The sequence below is a fragment of the Pseudomonas sp. P4_D7 genome (assembly GCF_056401755.1).
In genome coordinates, this window is record NZ_JBFUIR010000003.1 from 345930 (window position 1) to 369109 (window position 23180).

Annotated in this window: 33 protein-coding genes, 3 tRNA genes and 2 pseudogenes; 17 read left to right on the forward strand and 21 right to left on the reverse strand. The window is 56.4% G+C overall.

What is annotated here, in order from left to right:
- Positions 1-8: 8 nt before the first annotated feature.
- From pgsA to AC1DVF_RS04515, 3 genes are all read left to right on the forward strand, one after another.
- Positions 9-569 carry a CDP-diacylglycerol--glycerol-3-phosphate 3-phosphatidyltransferase gene (pgsA, locus tag AC1DVF_RS04505; protein WP_007950102.1) on the forward strand — a complete coding sequence of 187 codons (561 nt, stop codon included), beginning with the start codon at positions 9-11 and terminating at the stop codon, positions 567-569.
- Between the two features lie 60 nt (positions 570-629).
- Positions 630-705, forward strand: a tRNA-Gly gene (locus tag AC1DVF_RS04510).
- Positions 706-752: 47 nt separating this feature from the next.
- Positions 753-826: transfer RNA gene (locus tag AC1DVF_RS04515), tRNA-Cys, on the forward strand.
- A gap of 94 nt (positions 827-920) precedes the next feature.
- Here AC1DVF_RS04515 and AC1DVF_RS04520 read toward each other — a convergent pair.
- The 3 genes from AC1DVF_RS04520 to AC1DVF_RS04530 all read right to left on the reverse strand — a co-directional run bounded on the left by AC1DVF_RS04520 (position 921) and on the right by AC1DVF_RS04530 (position 2137).
- On the reverse strand, positions 921-1115 hold the full coding sequence (locus AC1DVF_RS04520) for a DUF4224 domain-containing protein (RefSeq protein WP_477782080.1): 195 nt from the start codon (positions 1113-1115) through the stop codon (positions 921-923).
- Between the two features lie 159 nt (positions 1116-1274).
- Complete coding sequence (locus AC1DVF_RS04525) at positions 1275-1997, reverse strand: phage baseplate assembly protein V (RefSeq protein WP_477782081.1); 723 nt, start codon at positions 1995-1997, stop codon at positions 1275-1277.
- The gene (locus AC1DVF_RS04530) at positions 1994-2137 is read right to left on the reverse strand and encodes a hypothetical protein (RefSeq protein ID WP_477782082.1); all 144 of its coding nucleotides are present in this window, start codon (positions 2135-2137) and stop codon (positions 1994-1996) included. Before AC1DVF_RS04530 ends, AC1DVF_RS04525 begins: the two co-directional genes overlap by 4 nt.
- Positions 2138-2192: 55 nt before the next feature.
- Between AC1DVF_RS04530 and AC1DVF_RS04535 the strand changes: the two genes are divergently transcribed.
- From AC1DVF_RS04535 to AC1DVF_RS04580, 10 genes and pseudogenes are all read left to right on the forward strand, one after another.
- Complete coding sequence (locus AC1DVF_RS04535; RefSeq protein WP_477782083.1) at positions 2193-2591, forward strand: phage GP46 family protein; 399 nt, start codon at positions 2193-2195, stop codon at positions 2589-2591.
- Positions 2581-3619, forward strand: a pseudogene (locus AC1DVF_RS04540) (baseplate J/gp47 family protein). The gene AC1DVF_RS04535 and the pseudogene AC1DVF_RS04540 overlap by 11 nt, the downstream one beginning before the upstream one ends.
- Positions 3610-4209 (forward strand): YmfQ family protein, encoded by a 600-nt coding sequence (locus AC1DVF_RS04545; protein WP_477782084.1) that lies wholly within the window; start codon positions 3610-3612, stop codon positions 4207-4209. Before AC1DVF_RS04540 ends, AC1DVF_RS04545 begins: the two are co-directional and overlap by 10 nt.
- Positions 4210-4220: 11 nt before the next feature.
- On the forward strand, positions 4221-5099 hold the full coding sequence (locus tag AC1DVF_RS04550; protein WP_477782085.1) for a glycine-rich domain-containing protein: 879 nt from the start codon (positions 4221-4223) through the stop codon (positions 5097-5099).
- Positions 5099-5524: a tail fiber assembly protein gene (locus AC1DVF_RS04555; protein ID WP_477782086.1), complete on the forward strand. Its 426-nt coding sequence runs from the start codon at positions 5099-5101 to the stop codon at positions 5522-5524. The genes AC1DVF_RS04550 and AC1DVF_RS04555 overlap by 1 nt, the downstream gene beginning before the upstream one ends.
- Before the next feature lie 69 nt (positions 5525-5593).
- Positions 5594-6511 (forward strand): acyltransferase family protein, encoded by a 918-nt coding sequence (locus AC1DVF_RS04560; protein ID WP_477782087.1) that lies wholly within the window; start codon positions 5594-5596, stop codon positions 6509-6511.
- Positions 6512-6573: 62 nt separating this feature from the next.
- A complete protein-coding gene (locus AC1DVF_RS04565; RefSeq protein WP_477782088.1) occupies positions 6574-6996 on the forward strand; it encodes a cell wall hydrolase in 423 nt (140 codons plus the stop codon).
- Positions 6996-7508, forward strand: coding sequence for a lysis system i-spanin subunit Rz (locus AC1DVF_RS04570; protein WP_477782089.1), 513 nt, complete (start codon positions 6996-6998; stop codon positions 7506-7508). Before AC1DVF_RS04565 ends, AC1DVF_RS04570 begins: the two co-directional genes overlap by 1 nt.
- 230 nt (positions 7509-7738) lie before the next feature.
- Positions 7739-8464, forward strand: coding sequence for a hypothetical protein (locus AC1DVF_RS04575; protein WP_477782090.1), 726 nt, complete (start codon positions 7739-7741; stop codon positions 8462-8464).
- Between the two features lie 414 nt (positions 8465-8878).
- A tRNA-Leu gene (locus AC1DVF_RS04580) sits at positions 8879-8965 on the forward strand.
- 82 nt (positions 8966-9047) lie between these two features.
- Here the strand turns inward: AC1DVF_RS04580 and AC1DVF_RS04585 are convergent.
- The 9 genes from AC1DVF_RS04585 to AC1DVF_RS04625 all read right to left on the reverse strand — a co-directional run bounded on the left by AC1DVF_RS04585 (position 9048) and on the right by AC1DVF_RS04625 (position 14495).
- Positions 9048-10079, reverse strand: coding sequence for a site-specific integrase (locus tag AC1DVF_RS04585; protein WP_477782091.1), 1032 nt, complete (start codon positions 10077-10079; stop codon positions 9048-9050).
- Position 10080: 1 nt separating this feature from the next.
- A complete protein-coding gene (locus tag AC1DVF_RS04590) occupies positions 10081-10287 on the reverse strand; it encodes a DUF4224 domain-containing protein (protein WP_477782092.1) in 207 nt (68 codons plus the stop codon).
- A 43-nt stretch (positions 10288-10330) separates the two neighbouring features.
- Positions 10331-10825 (reverse strand): hypothetical protein, encoded by a 495-nt coding sequence (locus tag AC1DVF_RS04595; RefSeq protein ID WP_477782093.1) that lies wholly within the window; start codon positions 10823-10825, stop codon positions 10331-10333.
- Positions 10826-10876: 51 nt separating this feature from the next.
- Complete coding sequence (locus AC1DVF_RS04600; protein WP_477782094.1) at positions 10877-11194, reverse strand: hypothetical protein; 318 nt, start codon at positions 11192-11194, stop codon at positions 10877-10879.
- Entirely contained in the window at positions 11191-11526 is a 336-nt protein-coding gene (locus tag AC1DVF_RS04605; RefSeq protein WP_477782095.1) for a hypothetical protein, read from the reverse strand. Before AC1DVF_RS04605 ends, AC1DVF_RS04600 begins: the two co-directional genes overlap by 4 nt.
- 49 nt (positions 11527-11575) lie before the next feature.
- Positions 11576-11968 carry a hypothetical protein gene (locus AC1DVF_RS04610; RefSeq protein WP_477782096.1) on the reverse strand — a complete coding sequence of 131 codons (393 nt, stop codon included), beginning with the start codon at positions 11966-11968 and terminating at the stop codon, positions 11576-11578.
- Positions 11969-12076: 108 nt separating this feature from the next.
- Positions 12077-12562 carry a hypothetical protein gene (locus AC1DVF_RS04615; RefSeq protein ID WP_477782097.1) on the reverse strand — a complete coding sequence of 162 codons (486 nt, stop codon included), beginning with the start codon at positions 12560-12562 and terminating at the stop codon, positions 12077-12079.
- 401 nt (positions 12563-12963) lie between these two features.
- Entirely contained in the window at positions 12964-13923 is a 960-nt protein-coding gene (locus tag AC1DVF_RS04620; protein ID WP_477782098.1) for a hypothetical protein, read from the reverse strand.
- Between the two features lie 14 nt (positions 13924-13937).
- Positions 13938-14495, reverse strand: a complete 558-nt coding sequence (locus tag AC1DVF_RS04625) for a hypothetical protein (RefSeq protein ID WP_477782099.1) — start codon at positions 14493-14495, stop codon at positions 13938-13940.
- A gap of 108 nt (positions 14496-14603) precedes the next feature.
- Between AC1DVF_RS04625 and AC1DVF_RS04630 the strand changes: the two genes are divergently transcribed.
- Positions 14604-15365, forward strand: coding sequence for a hypothetical protein (locus AC1DVF_RS04630; protein WP_477782100.1), 762 nt, complete (start codon positions 14604-14606; stop codon positions 15363-15365).
- A gap of 31 nt (positions 15366-15396) precedes the next feature.
- Here AC1DVF_RS04630 and AC1DVF_RS04635 read toward each other — a convergent pair whose 3' ends face one another.
- On the reverse strand, positions 15397-16347 hold the full coding sequence (locus AC1DVF_RS04635; RefSeq protein WP_477782101.1) for a phosphoadenosine phosphosulfate reductase domain-containing protein: 951 nt from the start codon (positions 16345-16347) through the stop codon (positions 15397-15399).
- Positions 16348-16423: 76 nt separating this feature from the next.
- On the opposite strand from AC1DVF_RS04635, the gene AC1DVF_RS04640 reads away from it, so the two are divergent.
- Positions 16424-16612, forward strand: a complete 189-nt coding sequence (locus tag AC1DVF_RS04640) for a hypothetical protein (RefSeq protein ID WP_477782102.1) — start codon at positions 16424-16426, stop codon at positions 16610-16612.
- A gap of 122 nt (positions 16613-16734) precedes the next feature.
- A complete protein-coding gene (locus AC1DVF_RS04645) occupies positions 16735-17331 on the forward strand; it encodes a hypothetical protein (RefSeq protein WP_477782103.1) in 597 nt (198 codons plus the stop codon).
- Here the strand turns inward: AC1DVF_RS04645 and AC1DVF_RS04650 are convergent.
- The 6 genes from AC1DVF_RS04650 to AC1DVF_RS04675 form a co-directional block, all read right to left on the reverse strand.
- Complete coding sequence (locus tag AC1DVF_RS04650) at positions 17318-17644, reverse strand: hypothetical protein (RefSeq protein WP_477782104.1); 327 nt, start codon at positions 17642-17644, stop codon at positions 17318-17320. The genes AC1DVF_RS04645 and AC1DVF_RS04650 overlap by 14 nt on opposite strands.
- 81 nt (positions 17645-17725) lie before the next feature.
- Positions 17726-19354, reverse strand: coding sequence for a YqaJ viral recombinase family protein (locus AC1DVF_RS04655; RefSeq protein ID WP_477782105.1), 1629 nt, complete (start codon positions 19352-19354; stop codon positions 17726-17728).
- The gene (locus tag AC1DVF_RS04660) at positions 19351-20241 is read right to left on the reverse strand and encodes a RecT family recombinase (protein WP_477782106.1); all 891 of its coding nucleotides are present in this window, start codon (positions 20239-20241) and stop codon (positions 19351-19353) included. Before AC1DVF_RS04660 ends, AC1DVF_RS04655 begins: the two co-directional genes overlap by 4 nt.
- A 156-nt stretch (positions 20242-20397) precedes the next feature.
- Positions 20398-20592, reverse strand: a complete 195-nt coding sequence (locus AC1DVF_RS04665) for a hypothetical protein (RefSeq protein ID WP_095135460.1) — start codon at positions 20590-20592, stop codon at positions 20398-20400.
- Positions 20589-20780 (reverse strand): hypothetical protein, encoded by a 192-nt coding sequence (locus tag AC1DVF_RS04670; RefSeq protein WP_477782107.1) that lies wholly within the window; start codon positions 20778-20780, stop codon positions 20589-20591. The genes AC1DVF_RS04665 and AC1DVF_RS04670 overlap by 4 nt, the downstream gene beginning before the upstream one ends.
- Positions 20777-21181, reverse strand: a complete 405-nt coding sequence (locus AC1DVF_RS04675) for a hypothetical protein (RefSeq protein ID WP_477782108.1) — start codon at positions 21179-21181, stop codon at positions 20777-20779. Before AC1DVF_RS04675 ends, AC1DVF_RS04670 begins: the two co-directional genes overlap by 4 nt.
- A 183-nt stretch (positions 21182-21364) precedes the next feature.
- Here AC1DVF_RS04675 and AC1DVF_RS04680 point away from each other — a divergent pair, with 183 nt between their 5' ends.
- Positions 21365-21703, forward strand: coding sequence for a hypothetical protein (locus AC1DVF_RS04680; protein WP_477782109.1), 339 nt, complete (start codon positions 21365-21367; stop codon positions 21701-21703).
- A gap of 426 nt (positions 21704-22129) precedes the next feature.
- Here AC1DVF_RS04680 and AC1DVF_RS04685 read toward each other — a convergent pair.
- Both AC1DVF_RS04685 and AC1DVF_RS04690 read right to left on the reverse strand, forming a co-directional pair.
- Positions 22130-22228, reverse strand: a pseudogene (locus AC1DVF_RS04685) (phage coat protein); the annotation flags it as partial.
- A 3-nt stretch (positions 22229-22231) separates the two neighbouring features.
- Positions 22232-23005: a hypothetical protein gene (locus AC1DVF_RS04690; protein ID WP_477782110.1), complete on the reverse strand. Its 774-nt coding sequence runs from the start codon at positions 23003-23005 to the stop codon at positions 22232-22234.
- Positions 23006-23180 lie beyond the last annotated feature (175 nt).

Consider the following 23180-nt stretch of genomic DNA (forward strand, 5'->3'; position numbering starts at 1 on the left):
TTGTGCCGATGAATATCCCTAATCTGATTACCGTTCTACGCGTCCTGCTCATTCCGATCTTCATTTTGCTGTTCTATCTGCCTTATCAGTGGAGTTACATGGCCTCCGCCTCGGTGTTTGCCTTTGCGGCAGCGACGGATTGGCTGGACGGTTATCTGGCTCGCCGTCTGGAGCAAAGCACTCCGTTCGGGGCGTTTCTCGATCCGGTAGCCGACAAGCTCATGGTTGCAGTGGCACTGGTGCTGCTCGTTCAAGAACACGGCAATCTCTGGCTCACTCTGCCGGCTGCTGTCATCATCGGTCGCGAGATTGTGGTGTCGGCATTGCGTGAGTGGATGGCCGAGCTTGGTGCTCGTGCCCACGTAGCCGTTTCAAATCTGGGCAAGTGGAAAACCGCGGCGCAGATGCTTGCGCTGGTCATTCTGTTGGCCAACCCGAAGGACTTCAGTTTCTGGGTTATCTTGGGTTATGCCTTGCTGATGGTCTCTGCCGGCCTGACCTTGTGGTCGATGGTGCAGTACCTGCGCGCCGCCTGGCCGCACCTGAAGACTGATGTTGAAAAGAAATAAAACTTTTTTGAATCAAGGGGTTGACGGAGCTTCTTAATTCTATAGAATGCGCATCACCAAGCGGGAATAGCTCAGTTGGTAGAGCACGACCTTGCCAAGGTCGGGGTCGCGAGTTCGAGTCTCGTTTCCCGCTCCAAGTTTGTACAGTGTTTGTTGTTGTGCTACTGACAGCAGATACTTTGAGGCCGAGTAGCAAAATGGTTATGCAGTGGATTGCAAATCCACCTACGCCGGTTCGATTCCGACCTCGGCCTCCACTCTTAAAAACCCCGTAGATCAGTGATCTACGGGGTTTTTTCTTGCCTGTGCAAAAGTGGGGTGTTCCGCAACTTTTGTCAGGTGTTCCGCATCCTAAGGATTTTCAGGGTCGGAGACCCCCGCCAGTTTCAGGCGGGCATAAACCCGGCCTACAACTGGGCGCTGAGCGCCGGTTACAACGAACTCCCAGTGGTTGTTCGTCAGCCACTGGCGTTGGCAGGACGGGATTTTGTAGCCGGTGATAGTGGCCAGCTCATCGTCAGTAAGAGTTTCACTTTGAAATTCCATCGATTGCCTCCCGTCTAGCGATGCCTTCAACTTGGCGTTGTTTGCTGCATTTATCGTGGTTCCCGTGCGCTCGCGACTTGTTGCACTTATCGCAAATGGTGACGAGATCCAGTGGCGGCATTTGGCCGCGGCGAATTCGAACGGTCCTGCGTAGAGCTGTCATGCGGCCTCCTGCAATTTCTCAGTCTGTCGCCACGGGTTGTTCGCATATGCGAGTGCGGCCATCGGCGGTGGGCTGACGCTGTTGCCACACATGTGCACCTGTTGGGTCTTGGTGGACGGTTTGCCGTCGGCTCCGTGGCTGATGATGTAGTCGGCGGGGAAGCCCTGGGCTTTGTACAACTCGGCCGGTTGCAGCATCCGCAGGCAGATGTCGACGATCACGTACGGCGTGCCCTTGATGGTGACGATGCCCGCCTGGACGTTGGTGTGGACGTGATGAATCTGGCTGACGCCGCCAGCGACCTGATCTCCTGTCGAGACGAGTTTCCCCGTTTGGTTGATGACCGGCGTGTCAAAGTTCACCGCGGTCGTTGCCTTGATGTTCAGCGTGGCGGTTTCGATATCGATGATTCGGCCACGCTTAAAATGGATCTTGTCGCCTTCGTCGGTGTAGATAGCCACTTCGTCCGGTTTCAGCTCCGTGATTCGGTAACGGCGGTCAGCGGCAACCACGACAACCGCGTGGGAGCGGTCGCCCCCCAGGAACATGGTGAGCACCTCGGCGCCCGGCAATGGATTGCTGGTCAGACCGTATGGCTCGAAGTGCTCGACGTTATCCTTTAGCTCGCCGGCGGTCAGCCTCACCTGCAGCGACTGCATCATCTTCCCGGCCGCCGCCAGCACAACCGTGCCGCGCGCCATCATGCTTTTCAGGCTCATTTTTTGGGCTCGTAGTCTGCGGGGATGAGGTATTCGAAGTTGTCGGCCTTGCCGCCCTTCTTTAGCTTGCGATCTTTGTGTGGGTCATTTGGCTCCGGCTCGTACGCGTCGGGCGGGCCAACCTCCAGCGTGGTGATCATCCCGCTGTCGTTGAGCGTGTAGCGGCAACAGCGGGCCACCCGCAGCGGGGGGCTGATGATCTTTTCTGACGAGCGTGAATCAACGCTGACCCGCGCGGTGCTGATCAGCCTGTTTACCTGGCGCCGAGCACTGACCGATGACCCTGTGGACGATGAAGAGCTGTTCGGCTGGTGGGGCGACAGCTACCCGAACATTGCAGACGACCGTATTGGCTCGCGCCTCTGGCTGTTGCGCCGTGTGAAGCTGACTGACGCCACGCAGCGCGATGCGGAGTTCTACGCGAACGAAGCCCTGCGATGGCTTCTGGACGACGGCCACGCGATCGCGATCGAGATCACCAGTGAGAAAGCTGATATCAGCCGCCTCGACCTGAAGGTCATCATCACGGTGCCAAGCGGCGACCGCATCGAAATCAAACCTCTTTCTTCCTGGCAGGTGATCTATGCCGTTTGAAACACCTTCACTGCCGGTCCTCATCAGCCGCACGCAAAGCGATCTGGCCAGCGAAGCGCTACGGCGTTCCGATGCACAGGTGCTGGCGCGGACGCTGAGTGGCACGGCCTACGGTTTTTACGGCTATCTCGATTGGATTGCCGAACAGATCCTGCCCGACAAAGCCGACGAAGAAACCCTCGAGCGTATTGCAGCGCTACGCTTGAATCGGCCGCGCAACGCTGCGCAACCAGCAGAGGGCAGCGTAAGCTTCAGTGCTGCCGCCGGCGCCGTGCTCGATGTTGATGTGGTTTTACAAGCTGGTGACGGCCGCATGTACCGCGTGACCACTAGTGTCACGACAATTGCTGGCCTCAACACCACCACGATTGAGGCGGTGGAGGGGGGGGTACTCGGCAATGCTGATGCCGGCCTTCAGCTGACACTTGTACAACCGGTAGCCGGCGTGACCAACGCATTCACCGTTATTGCCCCGAGGCTTTCCGGCGGTATCGAAAAAGAAAGCCTCGAATCGCTCCGTGCCCGGGTGATCCGCTCCTACCGCGTTATCCCGCATGGCGGTACGGTGGACGATTACGAGACATGGGCGTTGGAGTTTCCCGGCGTAACCAGAGCATGGTGTCGTGGCAATTACCTCGGCCCAGGCACAGTCGGACTCTTTGTAATGCGGGACAAACGATCCAGTACCTGTGCCAAACCCGGCGCAGTTGCAGAAAATCAAGGACTACATCGAGCCGTTGCGGCCTGTGACAGCCGAGTTCTACGTGTTGCCCCCGACGCTGAAAGCTGTGCTGTACAGCATCCACCCCGTACCCGACACAACTTCGGTGCGCGCAGCCATCACGGCAAGCCTGAAGGATCTGCACGAACGCGAGGCCGGGCTGGGCGACAAGCTGCTTATCAGCCACATTCGGGAGGCTGTCAGCGGCGCCGCAGGGGAAACCGATCACTCGTTGACTGTCCCGTCCGCCGATGTGATCGCTACTGCCAATGAGCTGCTGACCTTTGGAGGCATCACATGGTTGTAGCTAGAACCGCCGATCAGTACCGCGTCCAGCTTCGGGGGCTGTTGCCTGCCGGGCCGGCATGGGATCCCGAGTTGGTTCCAGAAATCGACCTGATGCTCAAGGGGGTCGCTGTTGAGTTTTCACGCCTCGATGCCCGAGCAGTCGACCTGCTGAACGAGATGGATCCTTCTGGCGTCAGCGAGTTGGTACCGGATTGGGAGGCAGTGATGAACCTGCCGGATCCTTGTCTGGGGCCGAACCCAGCTTTTGAGGATCGCCGCCTGGCCGTTCGGCGCCGGCTCGTAGAGGTGGGTGAGCAGAGCAGGGCGTATTTCATTGAAATCGCGGTGAGCCAAGGCTACCCGGACGCCACCATCACCGAGCACCGAGCGCCCCGTATGGGGCGGTCTCGTTTTGGCTCTGCGCATTTCGGAACGTGGCGCGCGCAGTTCATGTGGACGCTGAATACCGGAGGCCGGCAGCGGAAAGGTCGCCGTTTCGGTGTCAGCTACTGGGGGGAGCGCTTTGGTACGAACCCTGGCGACCCGCTCGAATGTTCGATTCGCCGTCCCGCACCGGCGCACACCGTCGTACACATCAATTATGACTGAGAGGTAAAACTGTGGATTATCCGATTAGTGTGCCCAGTGTTGGGCTGATAGGTGGCAAATTCGTAGATGAGGATCCTCTGGCGGGCACGCCAGGCTCGCTTATTCCTGCGCAGTGGGGTAATGCCGTCACTGAAGAAATCCTCCGCGTTATTAGTGCTGCTGGGCTAACTCCCCGAGAAGAAGACAACACTCAATTGCTGGCGGCAATCAAAGCCGTTGTAGTCAGTGCGGGCGTAACACCGGGTCGTTTGATCGCGGTGCGCGTGTCCGCTGCGGCAGGGCCGTCCACTTATGTACCTACAGGTGGGATGAAAGAAGTCATTGTGAAACTTGTTGGAGGGGGAGGCGGCGGCGGCTTTGCCGCAGCTTCCGGATCTGGTCAGGTCAGCATCCCGGGCGGCGGCGGTTCTGGCAGTTACGCTGAAGGAAGATTCAGCGCCGCGGTCATTGGTTCCTCTGTTTCGATCACTGTCGGCGCAGGTGGAGCGGGTGGCACTAGTGGGCCGGGAGGCTCAGGAGGTGCAACTTCTTTCGGATCGTTGATGACCGCACCAGGCGGGTTTGGGGCGGTGGGGCATGGTCCTGCAGCGCCGCCATTGATGAAGGCAGGGGCGTTAGCCAATGGCATTGCGACTGGCGGCAACATTTTGAATACAACTGGTAGCCCTGGAGGCGCTGGATTTTCAATAACCGACATTCTATCTGGGGCAGGCGGCGGATCTCCGATGACTGGTGGCAGTGGTGGCGGAAACGGTGCCCTGATCAATCAAGTTGGATCAGATGGCATTTCTCCAGGTTCAGGTGGTGGAGGCGGGTGCACTAGCAATGGTGCGAGCCGAAGCGGCGGTAGAGGCAAGGATGGAATGATTGCGGTATGGGAGTTGTCCTGATGAAAATTTACGCGAGTATTGCAAATAATACTGTTCAAGAAGTATTTCTCCCTGTTGTTGATGAGTCTGGCGAAGAAGTTTTAATTGAGAACAGGTTTACTCCGGAGTTTGTCAGTAGTTTAGTTGATGTAACAGCCGTTAATCCACTGCCAGAGTGTCTTTGGAGTTTCAGGGGTGGAGTTTTTATCCAGCCAAAAAATCACTCGCAGTCGCCTGGTGAAGTTCTCAGTTCAAATGTATCAATGCGAGATTTACTTGTGTCTCGTGCAAGCGTTGAGATTGCGGTGTTGCAAGATGCCATTGATTTGGGCAGCGCCACTGAGCACCAAGCGGAGGCCTTGATTAGCTGGAAGAAATACAGATTGGAAGTAAATCAAATAGATTTGACGTCGAGTTCACCGGTGTGGCCGCAGGTCCCAAGCTAGATTTACGACTGTCTACCGTGTAGAGTATCGCGGTTTTAATGCTCATCTGGTCACCGCAGGGAAGCTATTTTGCAAAAAAACAACCTTGATATTCTAAGGACATTCCTTGCATTAGGAGTTCTAGCTGGCCATTCTTTCTGGCTTATGGGGGTAAGCATTCCACAGCTTCCATGGGTACCATCATTTATTGCGCTCTCTGGATATTTGATAACTGAAAGCATGATGAGGTCTAGAGGTTACCTTCATTTTGCATGGAAACGGTTTTTGAGAATTTTCCCTGCTTTCATCCTCTCCCTGTTGTTAGTCTATGTTCTTGGTGGCTCTGTGTATGGCGCCCTGGTTGACTGGGTCTCCCTTTTCGCTGGGGTTCCTTCGACAGAAGTGAATCCACCGCTCTGGAGCTTGAGCGTCGAGGAAGTCCTCTACGCATCCTTAGCTGTTTTATTTGCTTTTGGCGTTTACGCAACAAGGTTGAGAGCTTTCTCGGTATTGATATCATTGGTGATTTTGTCGGTATGCCTTAGTCGCTATTTCAATTCTTACCAATTAAGATTCTACCAAGTTGCGTTATGCTTCATATGTGGTTCTTTGTTGTATCTATTCAGAGATAAAATATGGTGGTCTACAGGGGGTGGCTTTTTCTGTCTGGGATTATCCTATGTTCTTAGAAATCTTGGTCTGAATGAGATTTTATATTCGTCAGTTATAGGGTTGCCGGTAGCCTATGGCGTAGTTTCTATTGCGTTTTATTCGAGGCCGTTGTTCGCTTCGTTTAAGGAGAAGGTAGGTGATCCGTGTTTTGGGATTTACATATATCATTATCCGATCCTGCTTTCGTTCTATTCTTTGGGTGTTTCTGGTTTCTGGTTGTTGTTATGCACATTGATTGTTACGTTGATAGCTGCCTTGTTATCTTGGCATCTTATTGAAAAGCGAGCTCTAATGCTGAAGGATTGGCGTGCAAATAAAGTTGGTTATACCTCTTGATGTTTTTTAACTAAATTAAAGTCCCGCCAATGAGCGGGATTTTTTTCGTCTGGAGAAAAGTGATGACAGTAACTGAGAGAGATCGCGATGTGCTCGCCCGCACGATTTGGGGGGAGGCGCGCGGCGAGGGTGCTGCTGGTCAACTCGCCGTTGCCTGGACTATCCGAAACCGCGTGTTCGACGGAAAGACCAGTTCGTGGTGGGGGGAGGGCTATGCCGGCGTGTGCCAGAAGCCGTACCAGTTCAGCTGTTGGAACAAGACGGACCCGAACTATCAATTCTTGATCGGCGTGAAGGAGATCCCGTTCCGCGAGTTGGCGCAATGTCGTATCGCTGTTGACCAAGTGATCGACGGCAAGGCGCCAGATCCTACCGGCGGCGCCACGCATTACTACGCCATCAGCATTAAGGCGCCAGGCTGGTCGGCGAAGGCCAAGCAGACCCTGAAGCTGGGCGGTCACGTCTTCTTCAAGGATGTGCCGTAATGGTCTTTCCGTGGAAGTTGGCCGGCGTGCTGTTGCTGGTTCTCGCCGACTTCGGCAGCGCTTGGCAGTTTCAGGACTGGCGCTTCGGTCAGCAGTTGGCTGAGCAGGCCAGGGCGCACGCCGAATCCCTCAATCAACTGGCCCAAGCCGCCGCGACTGCCCAGCAAGCCGAGCAGGACAAGCGGCTGGCGCTCGAGCAGCGTCTGGCGGCCAGTGAGCAAACTCACTTCGAGAAAATGACCGATGCCCAACATGACCAAGATCGCCTGCGCGATCGTCTTGCCACTTCTGATCTACGGCTGTCAGTCCTCCTCGACGCAACCGACGTTGCCAAAGGCTGCGGAGTGCCAACCACCCCCGGCGCCGGCGGCGTGGATCATGCAGCCGTACGAGCCCGACTTGACCCAGCGCATGCTCAAAGAATTATCGCCATCACTGATTCCGGTGATCGTGGACTGATCGCATTGCAGGCATGCCAATCCTATGTCAGAGGTCTGAAAAATCAACTATAGATCTTAATAATCACGAGAGTCGTATGCCGTGAACCGAGAATGAAAGGTAGGATGATCGCATTAGTATTGGATAAGAACCTTAGCGTTCTGAGACGCTGAGAAAACCACGGTCTATAGGGCAGAACCGATGGAACAATATGAAGCGTATATGGATGAGAGCGGAACCAATGATGGCGAACTCGTATTGTCCGTTTCGGGGTACGTTATCAACTCGGTTCGAGCCCGTCAGCTTGAAACTCGCTGGCGCGTCATGCTGGAAAAATACAATTTGCCCTTTTTCCATATGGTTGAATGTGTCCACCGCAATAAAAATTTTTTCGCATCTCACTAAACAGGATTGTATAGCCGTTCAGACCGAAGCGATCGGCCTTATAAAAGAATTCACCGTTTTCGGTTTTTGCGTAATGATTCCCGTATGCAGATTCAGTCGGTCTGACATCGGTAATCCTTACGTCGCAGCTGTTAAAAACTGCATCATAAACGTCTTAAGCATGGTAGGGGATAGAAGAGGTCACCTGGATCCAAGCGTTGTCGTTATTCTTGAGGATGGTCACCGATTTAAAGCTGAAGCCGATCGTGCAATTACCCAAGCTAAGCTCAGCAAGAAGCCGGGGATGGCAACGTTTACGGGGCGCACGTTCTCAGGAAAAGCGGGTAAGCCCTTGTTGCAACTTGCCGATATTTTGGCGTGGCAAAGTCGAAAATACATCAGTGATAAAGTGACAGGTGCGCATCCTCCAAGGCGTGATTTCATCAGTCTTATCGAACATCCTCATTGGTTTGCATACTGCTCGATGTTGGACAAGGAGATCCACATCGTCAACGACGAGAAGCCTTCAATCGAAACCATGCATAAAGATGATCTGTTGAAAAAGCTCTTCACCGAGGGTGAGGACTTACACGCCGCATTCGCCGATTTCGCGGCGCACGAGCAACTCCAATTGTGGGGACGCTAGCCTCAAGGTATGGTCATGAGGCTTGAAGCCATGGGGCATTTTTTATCCCGGAAATCAGTTCCGCAACGTGACGGCAGGTTCCATGATTTGCTTGGTCGCAATGGCGTTCAAAATCAGTAGCTTGCGGAACGAATATCGTGTTAAGCTATTGATCTACAGAGATTTATAGATGGATTGCAAATCCACCTACGCCGGTTCGATTCCGACCTCGGCCTCCACTATAAATAAGCTCCGTAGATCCATGATTTACGCAGCTTTTTTATTTGCAAAGTACCGCAAGATTTAGTCTTGAAAAACGCTCATTGCAGACTTGCTTCACCGGGAAGTGATGTATATATTTCCCGCACTGTTGTTCAAGGCTGGATCCTGTCAGGATCGCGACTGGGCAGCAGAAGACAGCAGCACCGCGCTACCGCCCGAATGGCGAAACTGGTAGACGCATGGGACTTAAAATCCCCCGCTCGTAAGGGCGTGCCGGTTCGATTCCGGCTTCGGGCACCATCTTAAATCAAGGGTTTGCGGGCGAAAGCTGATGCAAGCCCTTGTTTGTTTCTGGTCCGCAATTTTAGAGTTGGTCCGCAATTCACTTGGTAGGCATGACCTTTTTGCCTTTTCGATTGCGGATGTACTGCTCGGTCATAACCACCGTCGTATGCCCAAGTTGATCTCTGGCTTGCAGAATGTCACCGCTGGATTCTGCCTTGTCGGTACCCGCCTTGGCGCGCAAGTCACGCATCTGGAACTCAGCTTTCTGCACGCCGGCCGCCTCCCTTGCCAAGTCAAACCTCCTGCGCAACATCGCCACCGTCATCGGTGTGCCGTCCTCCGTAACGATCAGCCGCGTCGAGCGGACCTTGTGTTCTGATTTCCGGGACATGATTCGATCAATCAAAACTTTCAGTTCCCCCGTTATCTCGATCCGACGCTTCGCCTTTGTCTTGCCCTGCAGCACCCAAATCTGCCCGTCGCGCACGTCTCGCTCGTCCATCAGCCGGGTATCGGTCACCCGCTGCCCGGTGAGATAGGCGAGGTCCATTGCGTCCTGTAGGCCCACGTCTGCCTTGTCGTGCACACGCTTGAACAGCGCATCTTCGACATACGTGTCCCGCCCGGTTTTCTTGTTGCCCTTGATGCCAGCGCACGGGTTGGCAAGGGAGGTGTAGCCTTTATCCCTGGCGTAATTCCAGATGGCGCTGAGCAGCGCCTTCTCCCGGTTCGCGCGCACTGGCGCGGCCTTGCGCCATGTCAGGTACTGGCGTACGTGCAACGGCTCGATCGTTTCCAGCGGCGCGGGTGGGTCATCAAAGAAAGCGATCAGGTTTTTTAGCTCGCGCTTGTTGTCAGCCTGGGTGGCTGTGCCTTTGGTGGGGACGACGTCGACCATGTATTTTTCGGCGACGTAGCGGAACGTGATGACCTTGGCGACCAGATCGGTTGCGGTGCGATCACGCTCAAGCTTCGCGTACTCCATGATCGCCAAGCCGTAGTCGCTGCCCAGGGGGATTTCCTTGCGGTCCTTGCCGCCTGTGTCGTAGTAGTAAAACACCCGGCCGCTGGCTTTCTTGCGTTCCCGCAGCCTGGCGATCGAGCCGGGTTTACTTGGTCGTCTTCCCATGTCAGCTGGCCTTACGTGATTTCCATATGGGCTTTTCTGATTCAAATGCGCCGACGGCGGTGACCGCCATCGCGGTGACACTTGGCCAGCCGTTCACTTTAATCGTATGGCGAACGCCATTCTTTTTCAGGTTGAGGATCTGACCTGCCTTGGTTCGCGCGCCGGTGAGCTCGCAAACCTCCTCGTGAGATAAAAACTGGATGGTCATGTGATGCTCCATGCCGCGCGTGGCGGCAGAAGGTGGTGATGGGTTATGCGCCGACCTTGGCCAGAACTGCGTCGGCGACCTTCATGGCAGCCTGGGCATCGTTTACATAGGCAGGGTCGAAGCCGCCGCACAGGTGGATGGTTGCTTGGCAGGCGCGCAGGTTCTCGCGGTTGAGTTTCAGCGCGGCGACCAGCTCTTCGTGAAGCTCGCGTTCCTCCCGGCCGATATCCCAGAAGCGCTGGCCCCAGTGTTCTGCCGGCGGCGGGTTGCTGTTCTGCGCGCCGAGTGCCAGTGCGCCGACCACAGCGTCGAGCAAGTCGCGCTTGTAGGCGTTGTCGCCGTCGATGCTCAGACCGCGACGGCGCAATGTGCTGACCACCTCGTCGAGAGAGGCGGAAGGATCCTTGAGTACGATGTCAGATTCAGGCTTTTCTGCGGTGTAAACGGCCAAGCAGATTTTTGCATCGGCCGGGAGGCGCGCGGCAATCTTCTCGAGCGCCTCGCTTGCTGCTTCGTGGAATCGAATCAATGCGGTCATGACATAGCTCCGCCCGCCGTACACCGGCAGGCTGTTGAGTTGGGGGAGGGGTTACTGCTGGATCAGTTCGGCGGGGACGTTGACCGTGGCGCCGCACCTGGCAAACACCGCGGCGCGGAACACTGCGATGGTTTGTGTTTCGCCGGGCTGACGGTTGAACGGGTCGTTCGTCATGTCGGCCAGCCATGGATGCCGGTGGCCAGCATCGACCCAGACGCCGTACTTCGTGATCAGTTGCTCGGCGTCGGGCAGGGCGAATAGATCCAGCTGGCCCGCCACAGGCTGCTGATCACCCTCGATCGCGTTGATTGCCCAGTCCAGCGCCGGGCCGGTCAGTTCCTCGGTGCGGACGCTAACCATTCGGCTCATGGCTTCCAGCGCCTGCCAACGCGATAAACCGTCATCAGGTTGTGATGGAGCGGCACCTTGAGCACATGGTCGAAAAACTCACCCTTGCCGGAGATGAAACCAGTTGGCACCTTGGTTCCTCCGGTTCCGAATTCTCGCCAGCATTCTTCGCCGCCGTTCTTGTCCCAGTAGGCGCGCTCGCGTTTTGGAATCTCATCGTAGGTTTTTTCGAACACGGAGGTATCCGGGATATCACAGATCCGGCGCCATGCTGGATTGCGTTTACACCATTCGGCGGCGTGCTGAGCAGCCTGCGCGGCAGAATAAAATTCTTTGGTGTCTTGTTCGGTCATCGCCACGGCCCCTTGTAGATGAGGTAGGCCATGTAGAGCGGTGCGAAGATCATGGCGTCAACTCCTTGCGAACGGCAATCACCGCGTCGGTTTGCTCGTCCAGGTGATGGCCGTTGATCACGATGTTGTCCGGCGTTAGGCCGGCGAACAGGCCGCCGTTATGGATGGTGTCGACATCAGCTTGGCGAAGTACCAGATAGCGATCGGCGTCTTTACGCAGCGTTTTGTTTTCGCTACGCAATTCGGCATTCCTGACCTGCAATGAATGGATGGCGTCGACAACATCTTGCGCACTTGCATCAACCTTCAGCCCAAGCTCATGAGCCGCGCAGAGAAAGGTCTCAATCAGATTTTCCGGTTTTGAATGGTCGCTCATCCGATCACCGCCTTTATGGTCAGTACCAATGGAAGCCAGAAGAAGAGGGTGCAGCCGAGTGCGCACTTGGTGATCATGGTGCGGCTCTCTCGGCGGTGACCTCGTCGATGAGCGATTGCGGAAGGCGTGCTGCGAATTCGCCTTCCGACCACGACAGCGGCTGAGACTGGCGGATCATCTCGTTAAGCAGATGAACGCCGCAAGCAGCTGGCCATCGTTGATCTCGCCGTCCTCCGGTAGGTCGTCGCAGAAATGGTCTACCGGGTCGATTTCGCGGGGATAGTTCGGCTCACAGATGCAGAGCTGCACGTCAGCCGGTTCGATATCGCTGTCGATCAGGTAGTCGCGCAGGCTGTCCTCGTCGAAGAAGTAGCGGTCGCCATCGAAGATAACCAGAGGCTCGCCGGCCCATTCCTTGACTGGCATCGCCGCGAATTTTGCTTGGCGCCGGACGCGTCGGCACTCTTTGCAGGAACTGTTCACCTCATAGATAGGGTGTTCGGGGTTCACGTCGCAGCGGCGGTGAGTTGCGCCGCAGTAGCGCGCAAGGTCCTCATCGTCGCCGAAAAATCGACCACCTGCGGAAACCCAGCCGGTTACCGTTTGGAGGCTGGCCGCTTTCGGAGCGTCGTACATGATGATTGGCTTTTGTTCAGGCATGACTTCGTCCTTGCCGCTATAGCGGCTGACTTTGTAGGGGAGGGGTGTTAATAAATTACGGATATAGGCAGTATTGAGGGTGGCGCACCGCCATCATCAATTGAGATTACGGAATGATCACTTACTCAATACGGAAGCGGAAAGAATCTGAAGAGCACCACATTTTCGAAGGAAAATTGCTCACAACAGACCCTTTGCAATGCGAAAATCAACCCGAATCTATCTGCAAAAAGGTTGCCCACAAGGACACCGACAACGTCAACGAGAGCTGCAGGAGCGAAGAAGTCGCTAGAGCCACGGCAGCAAAGCTTGGAAGGAAAGTTTGCGGTACCTGCGTGAGCCATTTGTACGCGACCCCCGAGTAAACATCTGTCTCAGATCGTAGGAGTGCGAATGTACTCCTATCGGGATTTGGCGCTACGCTTGCGAAACTCGTAAACGCTGCCGCGCATATCTACCAGGGATTCTTGCAAGTCCTGGCGCGCTGAGTCGATTGCCTCAAATAGCTCGCCTTCGCCGTCGTCGCCACCCTCATCGATTGCCAGCAGTGCCAAGCCATATGCCTGGAACTTCGCCAGCACATCGTCGGCCGACTTGGCCATGTATTCAGCATGCTCAATGGCGTAGTCCTCTGGTGATCGATCAGGCATCACCACCGCGACCGGCGATGGCAGGTGCGTAGCGTTCCATCTCTCGAAAGCCTCCTGAGTGGTCGCGGCCTCAATCTTCTCGTCGCACTGGTTGCACGCCGCCACACCGCCGGCCGCGCCGACATCGCGGTGACCTTGCTTGCACGGGTTCATATGCCAGTCGTCATCCTGTTCCTGTTCAACCACCTCAACCACCAGGTGCTTGCCGCAGGAATGGCAGAAGTGCATGCCGTTTTCTTCCGGTCCGTCCTCGTGAAATGACCAGGTCTCACCGCAGCCACTGTTCCAGATACCGCTGTCGTCTTCGCGATTCCATTCGCAAGTCCCTGTACGATCATCGTTCAACTGATCCGCTGCGTTCAGGCGCTGCTGCAGGGCGTCACGCTCGGCCTGTAGCCTGATGATGTGGGCGCGCAGTTCATTGACAGTCTCGCTTGAACCTCTGTCATCCCCGTTGCAGCGGGCAACAAAATCGTCCAATTGATCCAGAAGCACGGCCGGCTGCCCGACAATAGTCATAACAGGAGCGGCGCCGAGCATGGCAGCCCAGCAATGTTTCGCGCGGAACGCTGCTTGCTGGCAGCCGCTCATCTCCTGGTACTGCTCCCAGACTTCATCGTCGGTGAAGCACTCGTTCGGCTCCGACTCGAAACCGTTGATAACCATGGTTTCGGTCGGCTCGACTGGCACCAGTTTCCATTGACCACTCATGCTGCAATCTCCAATCAGTTGTCAGTACCGGTGTATGTGCGCCAAGGCACCTTCACGCCGTTTACGAGGAATCCCCAGTCACCGCGCCACTTGCTGGTGATGAATAGTGTGATGACGCCGCCGGGGGATACCTGGTCGATGCGGTGGTATTCGCCGTGGTTGAGGCTGGCGGTGTCTCCCGGCCGGCGATCGAGGTATTCGGTGGCCAGTGCAGTGGCTGGGATCTTCAAACCACAAAGTGCCGGGTCGTCGTGATCAAGCAGTCGCTGCTCCGTGTACCAGCCGCGCAGGATGATCGTGCGGGCGTTCCATGGGTGATCATGCAGATCTCGGTCGTTGTCCTCGCGCAGGATGTGGTGAATGCGGAACGACCACGGGCACCACCACAGCGCCGCCTTATGCGTCTCCCGGCTGTACGGGTTGAACAGCCACCAGCGGCCCATGTACATCTCGGTGCCGTCGGCGGACATGATGTGCTGGTACGGGGTGAGCTTGGCGCGGGCGATGAGCCATTCGGCGATGGCCGGGCGCGCGAGTACCTTGGCGATGATTCGCCAGAAGATGTTTAGCATGGATGGCGTCCTATGCCGGGGCATGCCCGGGCGGTGGAGGGTGGTGGGTTGTTTCCCGGTAGGCTCAGCAGTTCGGCATAATCTCGACTCAACTCGGAGGATGCGGTCGTGATTAAGGACAAGGTGGTATGGGGCGGCTGCGTCGGTCTTTTTCTGACTGGCGCCTTGTTCGCTTACGGATTCTCGGGAGCGAAAGCTGAAGGCTTCAAAATCGTTGACCTGTTCGCGATCATTTCTGCTGTCGCGACGGCGTTCGCTGCCTTCGCAGCATGGAGCGCAGCAAGCGCTGCTCAGAAGCAGTCATTCGACTCTTCAATATCGATAAGACGTCAAACATACAGGATGCACTTCGAGTCCTTTAACGAGTGGCTGGACGGGGTTGAGTCTTCTCTCAATATTGAGTTTTATCGAAGATACGAACTGTATGACGTAATCTTCCCCGACAACCGCAATCCATCACTTGGATTCAGCGAAGTCGGGGATCCCGAACTTGTTTCATGGCAGAGAGCTTTTAAAAGTCTCGCTGATCTCGCATGCATACCAATTCAGCCAAGCAGGCGGGAGGTATCGACTTGGCTCGGTGATTTCGCTTCCCTTTCAGGGCACATGCATTACACGTTTCTAGAAGCTGACAAACTTCAGATATACCTTGGCGGCCATGTTCCATCCGGTATTTCACCGGAGAACTTGAAGCGAGCACTACCTGTAATGGGTATGGTGTTGAGCGCGCTCACGAAGTTTTCATACATTGAAGGCGCGTCGTCTGCCCGAGGAATGTCGCTTGAGTTCGAGTTAGCGTTCAATGAATTTATGGAAGCAATCATGGACACGTCATGGCATCAGCATGAGTACAAGGTCATGCCTATTTGACGGCGATTGTCGTGGTTGTCGGAGCATGGCGTTATTCGCAGAGGCCATAGGCTGAAGAGCAACTGTTCTGGCTGTCGGAGCGTGCAATTAGGTCAACCATGTCGAACTGGCGGCCACCGCGCGCGGTGTTGCTCCAGTCGACAATCCTGTCAATTCCGTGCGTGACAGCGCTCACCTTGTCATCTGACCTTACGGTGGGGTCGGTTACGGTGGCGAAGAACGTAGCCGCTCCGCGCTTGCTGGCAATGCTCACCAGTCGCTCCCACTCCCGCACACGATCAACTTCTTCTGGCCACCGGGCCGCGATCTGCCTCAGCTCGTCCTTCGCACACATGATGCAGGGCATGCAGCCAACGCGATTGCAGCCTTGCAAGTACAGCGGGTTCGGTTTGATGCCGGCCGCCCGGTGAGCTTCGAAGACTGAGCCAACTGTCCATTTCAAGATGGGGCGGTAGTTGAATAGACCGCCTCCAACCTCATCGCACTCTGGTAGGTACTTGCGGGCCGGCGACTCATCAGCCCGAACACCCTGCCATGACAGCAGCATGTTCTCGCCATCCATGAGCGGCAGGTAAACCTGCTCGATGATTGGGTTGCGCTTCAGCTCGTCGGTGCAGAAGCGGGCTTTGGTGCTGGGGAATCGGCCTTTCCAAAGGCACAAGTCCAGGAATGGGTTTCCGGTTGGGTGCAGGGCTTCCAGAGCGCCCAGCACCACGGATTCCGCCACACCCTTTTCGCGCCATTTCGTTTCGATGAATTTGCGCTTGCCGGCGATCTGCCTTGAGAAGTCCGCCTTCACCCACCGTATGGGGACGCCCGTGGCCTCAGCCAGGTAGTGGATGTAGTCGTACGTTTCGGGATGCTCATGCCCGGTATCAGCCACTACTGCGCTGAGGTTCGGCACCTCCAGCTCGCGAGCGACCAGCAATGTAGCCGTGCTGTCTTTACCGCCGCTCATGCTGACGATGTTGTGAATAGGCATAGGGGATCCTCGCCGGCTGGCGTGATTCGTATAAGTGGGGTATGTATCTCTGAACTCACACTGGCAGGAGGCTGACATGAGGTTGCAGAGCGATGTAGATGCGCTAGCGGCGATTGAGGAAGACGCGAAATCAATGCTTAAGCGAATAGGGGTGCCCGATGACGGCCAGAAGCTTGAGATGGTCATCTGCCTGCGTCAGATCATCGATCTCGCTACCTATATGGAGTCGGCAGACCGATTCGTTGTAGCGCCAGGCGTTGGTTGAAATATCCGATTTACGATGTCGCATTGGGGGCAGCCTTTGCAAAGTTTGAGGTGGCACCTTGATATCGCCCGAATACGAGCTATTGATAAGGGAGTGCATACAAGCCAGAGGGTGAATCGAAGATGAATGACAGGAACGTCAAATGGTGTTGTTTGGGTTTGGGTTTTGCACTTTTATCAGGATGTTCCGCGTGGAAGTCAGAGCCTGCTTGGCCATGGACACCGAAAGAGCTCCCTTGTAATTCAGTTTGCACCAATGATGATGCAGTGAAATCTTTCACAGCGGCGATGACTTACTGCATTGCTCTGCAGAACTATCACGCTAAAAATGGAGGAGTTTTGAACTCGGGCCGGTTTGTCATGGCTGCAACCGGCACGTTAGCCGGCGCCGTTTTCGCACCGCTTGCAAGTGGTTCAGCCTCCACTGCATGGTCCGGCCTTTCCGGCTCGACGAACGCGCTTCAATCATCTCTCGATGAGAACTTTTCTTCTGTGCTGGCCGTGAAGCGCAGATCCAGTGTCGCGAAGGCAGGGAAGGATGCGCTGAAGTCATTCCCTGGAAAAGCAGATCCAGATGTTCGAGTTTATGCGTCCGTCGCAATGGCATTCAATTGCGCAGTTGCGGGCTCAGACGTCGACTCCGAAGCTATTCGAGCGATCACCGGTGCGGAAATCAACAACCCGTCGGTTAATCAAATTAACAGTCCTAGCGCTCGGTAAGTGGTTCGTCACCTGGATCTCGCTTCAATTCGGCCAGGCTTTCCTTCTGAAACATCCGCGCCACGTTTTCGGTGATTTTCACCTTGTGGCGCGGACTTTGAATTGCCTGATATGAGAGCGTCGGCCCGAGCGCATGAGCGTTGAGAATCAGGTTCTGCACCGCCTCGCTCATTTCCTCAATTTCGTTCCAGGCCATCAGTTCTTCAAGCTTCTGTCGGGTGCCCAGCCGTAGCCGGTGCCGCAATTCCTTCTCGTCGTACTCGATTCGCTTCTCGGCGGCCTTCGCCGATCGCTCTTGTCCAGTCTCGGGCATGGCCTACCTCTTCAATTCCGCTGGCCGGCAAGTCCAGCCAGGTCTGTCGGCGGCGCGTGGCCGCCCGATTGATGTTTCGTCTCACGCTGCTACCTTCACCAGCCTCACGCCGGCCATTCTGAACTTGTCGCCTTGGGCCGCGACCATTGCGTCGAGCTTCTCCCAGTCCACGGTCAGTACCGAGATTGAAGCATGACCGCCTGCGACGGCATGGATCAGCGCTTCCAGATCGAACACCTCAGCTTGCAGGTTCACCGGCACCGCGGTTGTGGTCGCTGGCTTGGACGCAGACTGAACCGGCGCAGCGGCTTTCACCGGTGCCGGAATGGTGACCGGTGCAGGCTCGACAGGCGCCTTGGCTTTCGCCTCAGTTTCGATCCGTTGAAGCTCCTGTTGTCGAATCTGCTCACGCTGCGCTTCGGCTTTCTGCTCCTCCGCTTTCTGGTGTTCCGAGATCCGCACCTTGATCAGTGCGACCAGGTCGTCGTTCGCTTTCATCACCAACTGCTGAACGTCGTTGAACAGGAACATGTAGTCGGCTGCGAGCTCGCCCAGGGTGGCCAAGTTGCTCCGGATGCTGTCGCCGACCTGGCTGGCGGCAATCTTTGCCCGGGCCAGCTCGGAATCGGCAGAGTCGCGCAGGCTGCTGATCGTCTTTTTGCCTTTGATGGCTCCGGCGAAATCTGCAGGTACAGCTGGCATACGCGCTTTACCGCCCAGTGAAGAGTTGATCTGGTCGATGTGGACCTGCAGCGCCTTGGCTGCATCCATGACGATGTCTTCACGGATGCTGAGCTTGCGGGCTTTCACCAACTTGTCGAGCATCAGGCGTTTGGAGCGCGCCTCGGCGCTGATTTCGTCGATGGTGCGGAACAGCGCGTCGATGCTTTCGGTTTGGCTCAGTGCGTGCTGCTTGGCAGCTTCCAGCCGCTCCTCGACATCACCGCACCATTTGACCGCTTTCTCAGCGTCGGCGAAATCCTGATCGGTTTCCAGCTCGGTGTTGATCGAGCCGAAGACAGCCAAGGAGTGGGCTTTGAACTGCTCCAGGTTGCTGGCGGTGACCATGCCGGTCACTTCGATGCGCAGTGCTGGCAATGACTCCGGCGTTTTGCCGACGGCTTCCGGCATCACCTCGGCCGGAGTGAAGTCCAGCAGGTCAGCTTGGAACTGTTTCCAACCTGCGACGAGCGTTGCGGCGCGGCCCGGCACCGACGAGTATTCCATCGACACGAAGTTTTCCTCGGTGCCGTCGGAGCAGACGAAGATCACCTTTTCGGCGCCGCTCACCAGCAACTGCTGTTCGAGCTGCCAGTAGTAGTGCGRTTCAAGGTTGCCGGCGCGAACGTCGGCAGCAAGTTGCTCGTTCCACATTTTGTGTTCGAACAGCACGTCTCCGAGGATTGTGCAGCCGTCGAGGGATRCGAGCAGATCACCCTCGGTGCCGACGACGGGAAACAGATCCTCTCCAATTCTTCCTTCGAGAATCGGCCGTGCAAGCGCCTCGGCTTCGTGTCCTTTATCGAAGAGGTTTTTCTGCACCCACCACGACACGTCCCGATCGAGCCCGGTCTTTTTCGCGTGCAACAGCTCGGTCCGCTTCATCTGTTTCGACGCGCCCATCATTGCTGGCGCTTCTGACGCAGTGAAGTAGTTGGCGCGGAGCGCATGCCAGGCTTCGGAACCCTGAGCGACATTGTGGATTTTCATTCGTGGTCTCCTTCAATTGGCGCGAGCGCTTTGATCTTGGCGATCTGCTCTTCGCTCAAGGTGAATTTGCTGCTGACAGTTGCGATCAGGTGATCAGGGGCGGAGCGGCCCGCGTCGACAGCGATTTGCCATTTGGGCAGGTTTTCCGCGAGCTTCTCGTCGGGGTAGTGCGGAAGTTCCGCTGGTGCCGCGCCACGCGAGGGTGATACGTCACGAATAGTTGGTGCGGTTTCTTCCAGCTCATCCGGGCTGTACACGCCGAGGATCACGTCCGGGCAATAGAGTCGCGACCAGCGCTTGGTGGCGAGGTATGCCAGTTGCTGGCGAGGATCGTCAGCCCATAGGGTGCTGTTTCGAGTGCGTGCCTGTGCCAGCAGCAACTCAAGGACTCGCGGCTCGACTTCGCCGCGGAAGGTCGCCCAGACCTTTACGCCTAAACCTTGTTCGTCCTCCAGCTTCCAGCCCGGCTGACGGTATTGTTTGCCTTCGCTATTGGTCTTTATGTCGAACTGGCCGATCACCTTTTCCCAAGCGCCGAACCACTCGTAGTGCAGGCGATCCACCACCGGTGCGCAGGTAGTGATTACCGCGTTTACCAGCTGCGCTTCGTAGCCCAGCACGCCGTTCACCAGGTGCGTTTTCTGCGCCACGGCGAAAGGGTTCATCTTCCATTGCATTGATTGCATGACGACTGCCAGACAATCCGCCGGGTTGCCGTTGAAGTGCTTCGGCAGAGTGGCACGGCCGGTGGCCATGACTTCGGCCAGGCGCATCATTTTGTCCAAGCTGTCGCCGTCCAACACTAGAGCGCTGGTGCTGGTTGCTGCGTGCGGAAGGACGTGTAGGTTTCGGTCGTGCGTCACTGGCGTCACACTTTGAGCAGACATGATTATTCCTTGCGGCGCTATGCGCAGCGATTGAATGCGTTGCTTACTGAGTGATGTGGTCGGCGAGGGCGCTGAGCAGCATCAGGAAGGTGAAAACGCCGATGGCAGAAAACGATCCGCGCCGAATCAGAATGCGGCGAGCAAGCTGGCGACCGGTCACGGCCGAACTCTCACGGCGATGCGCTTACCCTTCATGGAAGGCGCCAGGCGCTGCGGGAGACTAGCGACCAGATCCTCGCGCTTGCGGCCGATCACCTCATTAAAGGGAAGGCCGAAGCCGAGCAGGGCGATCTTGTGTTCGATGTCCTCCAGCTGCTCGTCGATCAGCGATTTAACCGGTGCTGTACTCATGCGTCCTCCTTGCGCCGCTGACAGGTGTCACGCAGGCGTTTGCAGTAGTGGTTGAACTCGTCGGTGGTAATCGCGCCATCGGTGAAGAGGCGGGTGATCAGCCCCTGTACCAACATGCTGATGTCCTCTTCGCCGGCCGGCGCCGACACACCATCAAGGGCTTGGTCGATCAGGATGTGCGGGCTCAAAAGCCGCACTCCCGCTCTACGCGATCGCTTTCGCGCTTGGCATCTCGGTACTCGTTGGCATGCACCGCAACCAGGTCTCCGGCCAGCCTTCGAACAACCAGCGGATCGCCTCCGACTGCCTCAACGGCCCACTTGTGCAGTACACCGCCATCCCCGCGACAGATCAGCTCGATCAAAATCTTCTCGATGTACCTATCGGGATCTGGGTTCGCGGCCATGTGATCCGCCAGCGCCTCCGGTAAATGGTCGGCGTTGATCAGAACCTTGCTTCGACCTACCGGATTTGGCGCCTCCACGTGGCGCCGATAAAGCAGATCGTCGACCGACTCGGTCAACCATTCCTGACCTGCCTCCGTGTCGAGAAAGTCGTCTTCCGGGATGGGCTTGCGTAGAGCTGACATGGTCGTCTCCAGAGTGGCGGGGTGTTGATCCAACAAAACTCGGATGCACTCATCCGCTCCGCTGGTTGCCGCTGGGCGCGGAGGGGAGTGCATTCGGGTTGTGTCGAACGATTTGCAAAGTGGCGAGTTGAATTTTTCGATTTCACTGCCGATAAAGCGCAGAACTTCTAAGGATGAATTCCCATGCGTGTTATTTCGAAGACTGTCTGTCTAGTTGCTTTGGTCGCGCTCAGTAATTTAGGGCAGACCCAAGCGGGTACCGAGGATCACGACATCGCTATAACCATGGTGGCTATGGGGCGTATGTGTGCAAAACAAGAGCCTGGAATGAATTACTCGCTGCAGAACATCTTTTCCCTTCCAGACATAGCGGCAAACGCAGATCTAAAGAAGGAGATTCTTGCAGTAGATACCAATCCGGCATTTCAGGATGAAATCAAGGCAGTTCAAGTGCAGGCCGCAGGGGATCCGTCGGCAGCAAAACATTTCTGCCCGAGCTATGCGTCGGAAGCTAGCAAGTAATCTGTCCCAGGCCCGCTACTGGCGACGGCCTGGGTTTCTAGCATCAAATTGTCGACGTGCGTGGGGGTGGCCTACCTCATTCGGCCGATGCGCGGTGACATCGACGGCCTACTGTCCGCTGCCTGTATAAGTGATGGGCGCCGGCCTTCAGGCTTGCCGCGCCGCGCAGGTGAATCGCTCTCTGCTACATGGCTGCCATTCCTCTGATTGAAGGCAACTGCCGAGCATTCCTCGGTAGTTGGTTTCGATGCAGGTGGGCGGTTATAGGCCGCAGTTTCGTCCGCATCGTGGTGTGATCAGGCAGGCGCCAATCCCTGCATCGACCCGAGTTCATTCCTCCGAATCTCGCTGGATAGAAGCTGTGCTGCTTGGCGGCAGGATTCAGATCACACCCCGATGCGCTCTCATAGAGAGGATCGGGCAGTTACCCGACTCGTAGACAGCGGTTTTTTCCGGGCTATTTACCGGCTCCAGCGAGGCGTAGTAGTCACCGACGAAGATGTCGGTCAGTTGGGTAGTTGCCATGAATTAGGTTCCTTTGGTGGCCTGGATTTTCTTGAACAGCTCGGGGTTGTCGCGGGCGATCGCAGCGCGCTCGGTTTCCGTGTACTCGCCCCATTTTTTCGTGGCCTTGCCACCTTGATCGCCGGTCGGACCGGCACCCTGAGCCCTTGGCCACAGGTGTGTTGCTGTTTCACGCAGCGATTCCGCCCATTCGAGCGGCGACAGCGGCGTTTTCCCGTCCTTCCCGTAAACGACCTCGCCGTCACGGTCGGTGGCAATCGCTTCACCATCTTCACTGAGTTTGAAAGTGCCCCGGGCGCGCAGGATGATGTCCTCGGCGGCCTCGGGGAGCGCGCCGGCCTTGATGGCAGCAGCGCGGATGGAGTCGGCCAGCACCTTGTCGCTGTACTTGGCGGCGAAGGCTTCGGCCTTGTCGGCCCGCTCATTCGCGGCCTTGATTTGCTTATCGGAGTCGGTTCGCAGGCGCTCGGTGCGGCGATTGATCACCTCGTCGAGCTTGCCTTCGGCAATCAGCTTCGTTTCTTCGTCTTGGCCGACTTTGGTGAGCAAGCCTTTCACCGCGTCGATATCCAGGCCTTCGAATTGACCTTTCAGCTTGTCCAGTTCGGTCTTGATGGTACGGTTAGAACCAAGCAATTCCAGATTCTTGGACTTGAGCCCGTTTACTTCCTTGTCCAGATACTCCTGAACCTTTCCGCCAAGCGCCTCCTGAAGGGCTGCGGCCTGAGTTGCGTCGAGGGTTAGGCCTGCGGCGGCCGGGTCAAATTCAAATGGCATGGGTATCCCCTGGGGATTGGTTGGCCCGCCTGACGGGCATAAAAAAACCCCGGCATGGCCGAGGTTTTGGTTTTGAAGATATTTACAAAGTGATTGAGCGAGAAATCCTGATCAGAGATTGTCTAGATCGTAATCACAAGTGGACACCGAAATAGTGGGTCCATTTTTTGGATCA